An 8,194-nucleotide genomic window follows, 5' to 3' on the forward strand; every position below is an offset into this window, starting at 1 on the left:
TAATGCGGGCCATGTCGAAGACGCTTTACAAGGTGACCTTCCTCAGCCTGGGCAAGGTCTACGAGCTGTACGCGCGCAGCGTCGGCAGCGGCAGCCTGTGGGGCTTCACCGAGGTTGGCGAGCTGGTGTTCGACGTGCACGATGGCGTGGTGGTGGATCCGACCGAGGAGCGCCTGCGCGACGAGTTCGGCAACACCAAAGTGCTGCACCTGCCGATGCAGAGCGTGCTGCGGATCGAGGAAGTGGAAAAGAAGGGCCAGTCGGCGATCCGCGACGCCGGCAGCGGGGAGAAGGTGGTCACGCCGTTCCCCATGCCCGCCAAGCCACGCTGAGCGGATCATGCAAAGGGGGAACGAGATGTCGCCGTGCTCCATGTCCTTCCCGTCCAGAGGCTGGCGCTGCGCGCTGCCGGCCCTGGCCGCCGCGCTCGCCCTGGCCGGCTGCGACCCCGCCCCCACCGCCGATACCGATCCCCACCTGCAGCCGGTGCCCGAGGTCGCCCGCGGCGGCAACGCGTTCCAGGTGCGGGTGACGCTGTCGGACGCCGCGCGCGCGGCGGTGGGCGAGACCGGCGAGGCGGTGGTGGTGTCGGCCGATTACTTCGGCTACCCCAGCGTGTCGGCCCAGCAGCGCCAGCTGCCGGGCACCAGCGAGCCGTGGCTGCAGCTGGCCAGCCACCAGGTGGCGGCCGATGGCGAGGGCGTGGCGGAGTTCGCCGAGGTCGCGCTGGATCCGGAAGCGCTGCAGATGGTCGAGGAAGGCCGGCCGCACCTGCGGGTGGAGGTGTACTCGCAGGCCGGCGGCGAGGCCGTTGTCGTGGCCATCGACGGCGACGACAACCTGCTCGACTGCGGCACCTACCAGGGCACCCTGGCCGCCGCCGCCCGCGACGGCGTCGACATCGACTGCAAGCTCATCGCCGAGTAGGCGCGCACAGGGCGCGCCTTACACCGGTGCGTCGGCCGGTTCGGGAGTGTCCACCGGGTCGGCGCTGTCGGCCGGTTCGGGGGCATCCGCCGGTTCGGCGGGCTGCGGCTGCGGCATGGCGCCGGGCTGCATGGACTTGAGCTCGGCCAGGGCGGCGTCGACGGGGCCCTCGCCGGGCAGCACGTCGCCGGCGCCGGCGCCCGGCAGGTCTTCCTCGTCGCCGTGCAGGTGGCCGGGCAGCGAGGCTTCCGAACGGTCGCCCACCAGCGTGGGCGGGCGTGAATCCGGCTCCAGCACCCGATCCGGGTCGATGCCGCGGGCCTGGATCGAGCGGCCGCTGGGGGTGTAGTAGCGCGCCGTGGTGAGCTTGACCGAGTCGCCGTTGTCCAGCGGCAGCACGGTCTGCACCGAACCCTTGCCGAAGGTGCGGCTGCCGATGATGCGGGCGCGGCCATGGTCGCCCAGCGCGCCGGCCAGCACCTCCGAGGCGCTGGCCGAACCGGCGTCCACGATCACCACCACCGGCGCGCCGTCGAGCATGTCGCCGGGGGTGGCGGAGAATTCGGTCTCGCTGATCGGATGGCGGCCGCGGGTGCTGACGATGCGGCCTTCTTCGAGCAGCTCGTCGGCGATCTGCACCGCCGAGGTCAGCAGCCCGCCGGGGTTGCTGCGCAGGTCGAGCACCAGCCCGCGCAGGGGGCCGCCGGCCTTGAGCTCGCCCAGCTGGCGCTGGAAGTCGGCGGCGGTCTCGACCTGGAACGCGCTCACCCGCACGTAGGCGTAGCCGGGCTCGAGCATGCGGCCGCGCACGCTGGCCACGCGGATCTGCTCGCGCACCACCGTGACTTCCAGCGGCGCCGGCTCGTCCTCGCGCACGACGGTCATCGACACGCTGGTGCCGGCCTGGCCGCGCAGCGGGCCGGCGCCGTCATGGCTGGCGGGGGTGAGCGGCTCGCCGTCGACCGCGGTGATGAGATCGCCCGAGCGCAGGCCGGCGCGGGCGGCCGGGGTGTCGTCGATCGGGGCCACCACGCGCATCGAACCGTCCGGCAGGCGCACCACCTCCACCCCGATGCCGGCGTAGGCGCCGGTGGTGCTTTCATCGAACGCGCGCGCGTCGTCGCCGGACAGGTAGGCGCTGTGCGGATCCAGATCCAGCAGCAGGCCGCGGATGGCCGACTGCATCAGCTCCGCGTCCACCACCGGGTCGACGTAGGCCTCCTTGATGGCGTTGTAGACGGCGACGTAGCGGTGGATCTCGCGCAGGGGCACGCGGCTGTCGGTGCCGTCGTCGGCGGCTTCGGGGGTGACGGCGGCTTCGCCAGCCGCAGCCTCGTCTTCCGGCCCTGCCGGCTGCTCCGGTTCCGCGGGCTCCGCTTCCGCGGGCTGCTCCGGCTCTGCGGACTCCTCCGGAGCCTGCCCTTCCACCTGCGCCGCTTCTTCCGCGGCCGCGGGTTCGAGCTGCGGCTCCGGCCCGGTGGGCGGCTCGGCCGCGTGCACGGGCGCCAGCAGCAGGCAGGCAATGGCGATGGGAAGCAGACGATGCATGCACACGGCTCCGGAAACACGGGATGCGCGGCCGCCGGCCGACGCGAACGCCCGATTATGCACGCCGCGCCGGAACGGCCGCTGGCCGGCCGCCGCGCTCAGCGCCGCTGCAGCCAGTTCGATGGATCGATGGGCTGGCCGTTGCGGCGCAGCTCGAAATACAGCGACGGCTGGCCCTGGCCGCCCGAGTTGCCCACGCTGGCCACGGCGGTGCCGCGCGAGACCCGGTCGCCGACGTCGACCAGCAGCGCGTCGTTGTGCGCGTACAGGCTCATGTGGTCGTTGCCGTGGTCGACGATGACGATCAGGCCGTAGCCGGTCATCCACTCGCTGAACACCACCGTGCCGTCGGCCACCGCCTGCACGGGGGTTCCGGTCGGGGCGCCGATCAGCACCCCGGAGCTCTTGCGGCCGTCGGGCATGGTGGCGCCGTAGCCGGCCAGCAGGCTGCCCGCCAGCGGCCAGCCGAGTCCGCCGACCTGGATCGCCGCGCCGCGGGCGACCCGGGCCGGGGCGCGCCGCGGCGGCTGGGCGCGCCCGCCGTCCGCCTCGCGGGCCTGGCGGGCGGCGCGCGCGCGCTCCTCGGCCTCGCGCGCGGCGGCGCGGGCGGCGGCGGCGCGCAGCTGTTCGATCACCTTCTCCAGGGCGCCGGCGTCGCGGCCCAGGCTGTTTTCGCGATCCTGGCGGTCTTCGTACTGCGCCTCCAGCTCGGCCAGCTGGCCGGCGCGCGCCTTGCGGTCGCTCTCCAGCCCGGCCAGCTGCGCGGCCTGGCGCTCGCGCTCGGCCTCCAGGGTGGCGGTGCGCTCGGCGATCTCGGTTTCCACCGCGTCCAGCTCCTCCAGCTCCAGGGCCAGGGACTGGATGCGCCCGGCGCGCTGGGCCTGCAGGTAGCGGTGGTAGGCGAGCATGCGGTTGGCGTCGCCCACCCGATCCTGGGCCAGCAGCAGCTTGAGCGCGGCGTGGTCGCCGATGGCGTAGGCGGCGCGCAGCAGCGCGGCCAGCTCCTCGCGCTGGCCGCCCAGGCGCTCGTCCAGCTCGCTGCGGCGGGCGCCCAGCTCGGCCAGCGCCAGCTCCTCGGCCTCGATCCGGGCGCGGGTGTCGTGCAGGGCGCGGGTGGAGGCGGCCACCTGCTCGTCGGCCTCACGCAGCGCGCGTGCGGCGTCGCCGCGCTGGCCTTCCAGCTGCCGCCGCTCGGCGGCGACCTCTTCCAGCTCCTGCTTGACCTGCTGCAGGCGCCGCTCGGCCTGGCGCTGATCCTGCTGGGCCTGGACAGGCACCGCGGCCAGCGCCAGCGCGGCGGCCAGAACCAGCAGCGCGCGGCGCGGGCCGGCCACAGGCATCAGGCCGGCTGCAGCAGGCTGCGGCCGGTCATCTCTTCCGGCACCGGCACCCCGGCCATGTCCAGCAGGGTCGGGGCGAGGTCGCGCAGCGAGCCGCCTTCACGCAGGGTGGCCGCGCGCGCGCCGACGTAGATCAGCCCCACCGGGCCGACGGTGTGCGAGGTGTGCGGCTGGCCGGTGTCGGGGTCGCGCATCATTTCCACGTTGCCGTGGTCGGCGGTGACCAGCAGCTCGCCGCCGCGGGCGCGGGTGGCCTCGACCACGCGGCCGACCGCGGCGTCCACCGTTTCCACCGCCTTGATCGCGGCCTGCAGGTCGCCGGAGTGGCCGACCATGTCCGGGTTGGCGTAGTTGCAGATGATCATGTCGAAGCGGCCGGACTCGATCGCTTCCACCAGTTTGTCGGTGACCTCCGGGCAGCTCATTTCCGGCTGCAGGTCGTAGGTGGCGACCTTGGGGCTGGGCACCAGGATCCGCTCCTCGCCTTCGAACGGCTCCTCGCGCCCGCCGTTGAGGAAGAAGGTGACGTGGGCGTACTTCTCGGTCTCGGCGATGCGCAGCTGGGTCATGCCGCGGTTGGCCAGCACCTCGCCCAGGGTGTTGCGCAGGTTGTCGGGCTCGAAGGCGACCGGCGCCTTGAGGGTGGCGTCGTACTGGGTCAAACAGACGAAGCTGCCCACGTCCAGGCGTCGCCGGCCAAAGCCGTCGAAATCCTCCTGCACGAAGGCGGCGGTGAGCTGGCGCGCGCGGTCGGCGCGGAAGTTCATGAACACCGCCGAGGTGCCGTCGCTCATCGGCTGGGCACCGTCGATCACCGTGGGCAGCACGAACTCGTCATTCTCCCCGCGCGCATAGGCGGCCTCAAGCGCGGCCAGGGCGTCGGGCGCGCGCTCGCCTTCGGCATTCACGATCGCGTCCCAGGCCAGGGTCACCCGCTCCCAGCGCCTGTCGCGGTCCATGGCGTAGTAGCGCCCGCTGACGCTGCCGATGCGGGCGTTGCCCAGCTGCCCGCACTTGGCGACCAGCGCCTCCAGGCTCGGGCGGGCCGAGCGCGGCGGCATGTCGCGCCCGTCCAGGAACGCGTGCACCACCACCCGCGGCACCCCGCGCCGGTAGGCCATTTCCAGCATGGCGAAGATGTGGCGCTCGTGGCTGTGCACGCCGCCGGGCGAGAGCAGGCCCATCACGTGCAGGGGGCGGTCGTTTTCGATCGCCTCCTCGCAGGCGTCGATCAGCTCCGGGTTGTCGAAGAAGCTGCCGTTGTCGATCGCCGCGTCGATCCGGGTCAGCTCCTGGTACACCACCCGGCCGGCGCCGATGTTCATGTGGCCCACTTCGGAGTTGCCCATCTGGCCGTCGGGCAGGCCGACGAAGCCGCCTTCGGTGTGCACCAGGGTGGTCGGGCCGGCGTCCCACAGCCGGCGCCAGTTGGGCACGTCGGCCTGGGCGATGGCGTTGTCGCGCGGATCCTCGCGGTGGCCCCAGCCGTCCAGGATCAGCAGGACCACCGGTTTCGGGCTGTTTGCAGCTTCTGGCACGTCGATAGACCCCGTGAACAATGGCAGGTGCGATTGTAGCCGCGCGGGCGCATGCTGATGTCGTGCACACACACAAGGAGCCCGCCATGACCACAATCTCCCGCCTTGTTCCCGCCTTCGCGCTCGCCGTCGCACTCGCCGCCGCACCGGCGCTGGCCGCCGAGGACATCAGCCGCGTCAACGGCGGCATCGAGGTCGAAGCCGGCCAGCAGGCCGGCGACCTGAGCACGGTCAACGGCGGCATCCGCACCGGCGAGGGCGCCCGCTTCGGCGACGCCAGCACCGTCAACGGCGGCATCCGCACCGGCGACCGGATCCAGGGCGAAGACCTGGCCACCGTCAACGGCGCCATCGAGCTGGGCGAACGGGCCGAGGTGGACGCGCTGGCCACCGTCAACGGCAAGATCAGCGCCGGCCCCGGCCTGCGCGCCGACGACGACGTGGATTCGGTCAGCGGCGGGATCTTCATCGACCGCGGCGGCTACGTGGACGGCAGCGTGAGCACCGTCAGCGGCGGCATCGGCCTGGTCGCCACCGAGGTCACCGGCAACGTGCACAGCGTCTCGGGCGACATCACCGTGGGCATCGGCTCGCACGTGCGCGGCAACGTGGAGGTGCGCAAGTCCTCGGGCATCAGCTGGATCCGCTTCGGCGGCAGCGAGCGGACGCCGCGGATCGTGATCGGCCCCGACGCGGTGGTGGACGGCCGCCTGGAGTTCGACCGCGAGGTCGTCCTGTACGTGCACGAGAGCGCCCGCACCGGCGCGATCAGCGGCGCCACCGCGATCCCGTACTCCACCCGGCGCGCGCCGCGCGACTGAGCCGGCCGCGCCGGCCCGGGCGCGGCGGCGGAACGGCTCCGGCGGAAGGGGGCTAGAATCGGCGGTTTCGCCCCTCGGAGAACTTCCGCATGCAACGACTCCTCCTGCCGGCCGCCCTGGCCTCCGCGCTGGCGCTGGCCGCCTGTGGCGGCGACCGCCCCGCGGCCGACGCCGCTGCCGACGGCACCGCCGCTCCCGCCACCGGGGCCGCTTCGGGCCACGACTTCTCGCCGGAGATCAGCGAGGCGGACTTCCGCGAGATGGTGCGCACGATGGCCTCGGACGAGTTCGAGGGCCGCGCCCCCGGTTCGCCCGGCGGCGAGAAGACGGTGGAGTACATCAGCGCCCAGTTCGAGCGCATCGGCCTGCAGCCGGCCGGCGAGAACGACAGCTGGTACCAGACCGTGCCGATGGTGCAGACCACCGCCAGCAACGCCACCGTGCTGAAGCTGGACGGCGCCGGCGGCGAGCGCGAGCTGGCGTTCGGCACCGAGATGATGATCGGCACCCGCACCGGCCAGCAGACGGTCAGCGTCAGCGACAGCGAGCTGGTGTTCGTGGGCTACGGCGTGGACGCGCCCGAGCGCGGCTGGAACGATTACGAAGGCCTGGACGTTGAAGGCAAGACGGTGGTGATCCTGGTCAACGACCCGGGCTTCCACACCGCCGATGAAGACCTGTTCGACGGCAACCGCATGACCTACTACGGCCGCTGGACGTACAAGTTCGAAGAGGCCGCGCGCAAGGGCGCGGACGCGGCGATCATCATCCACGACACCCCGGGCGCCTCCTACGGCTGGGACGTGGTGCGCACCTCGTGGTCGGGCGCCCAGTTCGACCTGCGCGCCGAGGACGACCCGGCGCCGCGCCTGCCGGCCCAGGGCTGGATCACCAACGAGGTCGCGCGCGAGCTGTTCGCCAACGCCGGGCTGGATCTGGACGAGCAGATCCAGGCCGCCAGCAGCGCGGACTTCCGCGCGGTGCCGCTCGACGCCACGGTCTCGTTCGAGCTGGAAAGCGAAGTGGTGGAAGGCTCCTCGCGCAACGTGATCGGCGTGCTGCCGGGCACCGGGCAGCCCGAGGACGTGGTGGTGTACATGGGCCACTGGGATCACCTGGGCAAGCACGAGGACGGCGAGATCTACAGTGGCGCGATCGACAACGCCACCGGCATCGCCGGCATCATCGAGATCGCCGAGCGCTTCGCCACCGAAGAGCCGGCGCCGCAGCGCTCGGTGGCCTTCCTGGCGGTGACGCTGGAGGAATCCGGCCTGCTGGGCTCGCAGTACTACGTGGCCCACCCGGCGTTTCCGCTGGAGAACACCGTGGCCGCGATCAACCTGGACGCGATGAGCGTGGCCGGGGCGTCGCGCGACTTCGTGGTCACCGGCATGGGCAACTCGCAGCTGGAGGACATCCTGGAGCCGATCGCCGCCGCGCAGGGCCGCACCCTGGTGGAGGAAGGCAACCCGGCGGGCGGCTTCTACTTCCGCTCCGACCACTTCAACTTCGCCAAGGCCGGCGTGCCGGCGCTGTACGCCAAGGGCGGCAACGACCTGGTCGAGGGCGGCCTGGAGGCCGGCCGCGCGGCCGGCGAGGACTACGCCACCCGCTACCACCAGCCCAGCGACGTGTACCGCGAGGAGTGGAGCCTGGACGGCCTGATCCAGGATCTGGAGGCGCTGTACGAAGTGGGCCGCGTGCTGGCCGACGACGTCGACCAGTGGCCGAACTGGTACGAAGGCAACCCCTTCAAGTCCGCCCGCGACGAGATGATGGACGCGCGGGACTGACCGCCGGCAACAGTACGACACACGGACGGCGCCTTCGGGCGCCGTCTTCGTTCATGCCTCGTCGCTTCACCCGCTGCCGGTCATCCTCGCTGCCGGTGACGCCCCGGTGCCGGTTGCGCCCCGTTGTAGGAGCGCGGGGGGGGGGGGGGGGGGGGGGGTTCTTCCCCGGCCCCGAACAGAACGCGGGCGAAGTTGTGTTTTCCGACCTGCAGGACGCCTTTGAAACC

General features: G+C 72.5%; 7 protein-coding genes. 4 read left to right on the top strand and 3 right to left on the bottom strand.

The window, feature by feature from the left end; translation table 11 throughout:
* Window positions 1-11 precede the first annotated feature (11 nt).
* Entirely contained in the window at window positions 12-332 is a 321-nt protein-coding gene (locus ACOZ90_RS13765; protein ID WP_422894219.1) for a DUF1820 family protein, read from the top strand.
* A 25-nt stretch (window positions 333-357) separates the two neighbouring features.
* Window positions 358-927, top strand: coding sequence for a hypothetical protein (locus tag ACOZ90_RS13770; protein ID WP_422894220.1), 570 nt, complete (start codon window positions 358-360; stop codon window positions 925-927).
* Window positions 928-945: 18 nt separating this feature from the next.
* Here the strand turns inward: ACOZ90_RS13770 and ACOZ90_RS13775 are convergent, their stop codons facing one another.
* The 3 genes from ACOZ90_RS13775 to gpmI form a co-directional block, all read right to left on the bottom strand.
* Window positions 946-2,475, bottom strand: coding sequence for a S41 family peptidase (locus ACOZ90_RS13775; RefSeq protein WP_422894221.1), 1,530 nt, complete (start codon window positions 2,473-2,475; stop codon window positions 946-948).
* A gap of 98 nt (window positions 2,476-2,573) precedes the next feature.
* The gene (locus tag ACOZ90_RS13780; protein WP_422894222.1) at window positions 2,574-3,815 is read right to left on the bottom strand and encodes a murein hydrolase activator EnvC family protein; all 1,242 of its coding nucleotides are present in this window, start codon (window positions 3,813-3,815) and stop codon (window positions 2,574-2,576) included.
* Window positions 3,815-5,323: a 2,3-bisphosphoglycerate-independent phosphoglycerate mutase gene (gpmI, locus tag ACOZ90_RS13785; RefSeq protein ID WP_422894223.1), complete on the bottom strand. Its 1,509-nt coding sequence runs from the start codon at window positions 5,321-5,323 to the stop codon at window positions 3,815-3,817. The genes ACOZ90_RS13780 and gpmI overlap by 1 nt, the downstream gene beginning before the upstream one ends.
* A 116-nt stretch (window positions 5,324-5,439) precedes the next feature.
* Here gpmI and ACOZ90_RS13790 point away from each other — a divergent pair, with 116 nt between their 5' ends.
* Together ACOZ90_RS13790 and ACOZ90_RS13795 are read left to right on the top strand one after the other, a co-directional pair.
* A complete protein-coding gene (locus ACOZ90_RS13790) occupies window positions 5,440-6,174 on the top strand; it encodes a DUF4097 family beta strand repeat-containing protein (protein WP_422894224.1) in 735 nt (244 codons plus the stop codon).
* A gap of 89 nt (window positions 6,175-6,263) precedes the next feature.
* Window positions 6,264-7,967: a M28 family metallopeptidase gene (locus ACOZ90_RS13795; protein WP_422894225.1), complete on the top strand. Its 1,704-nt coding sequence runs from the start codon at window positions 6,264-6,266 to the stop codon at window positions 7,965-7,967.
* The last annotated feature ends 227 nt before the right edge of the window (window positions 7,968-8,194 follow it).

The organism is Luteimonas dalianensis (assembly GCF_049339425.1).
Lineage (GTDB): Bacteria > Pseudomonadota > Gammaproteobacteria > Xanthomonadales > Xanthomonadaceae > Luteimonas > Luteimonas dalianensis.

Coding starts and splice junctions, on each gene's coding strand:
- ACOZ90_RS13765 (WP_422894219.1), top strand. CDS start 12: ATGTCGAAGACGCTTTACAAGGTGACCTTCCTCAGCCTGGGCAAGGTC.
- ACOZ90_RS13770 (WP_422894220.1), top strand. CDS start 358: ATGTCGCCGTGCTCCATGTCCTTCCCGTCCAGAGGCTGGCGCTGCGCG.
- ACOZ90_RS13775 (WP_422894221.1), bottom strand. CDS start 2,475: ATGCATCGTCTGCTTCCCATCGCCATTGCCTGCCTGCTGCTGGCGCCC.
- ACOZ90_RS13780 (WP_422894222.1), bottom strand. CDS start 3,815: ATGCCTGTGGCCGGCCCGCGCCGCGCGCTGCTGGTTCTGGCCGCCGCG.
- ACOZ90_RS13790 (WP_422894224.1), top strand. CDS start 5,440: ATGACCACAATCTCCCGCCTTGTTCCCGCCTTCGCGCTCGCCGTCGCA.
- ACOZ90_RS13795 (WP_422894225.1), top strand. CDS start 6,264: ATGCAACGACTCCTCCTGCCGGCCGCCCTGGCCTCCGCGCTGGCGCTG.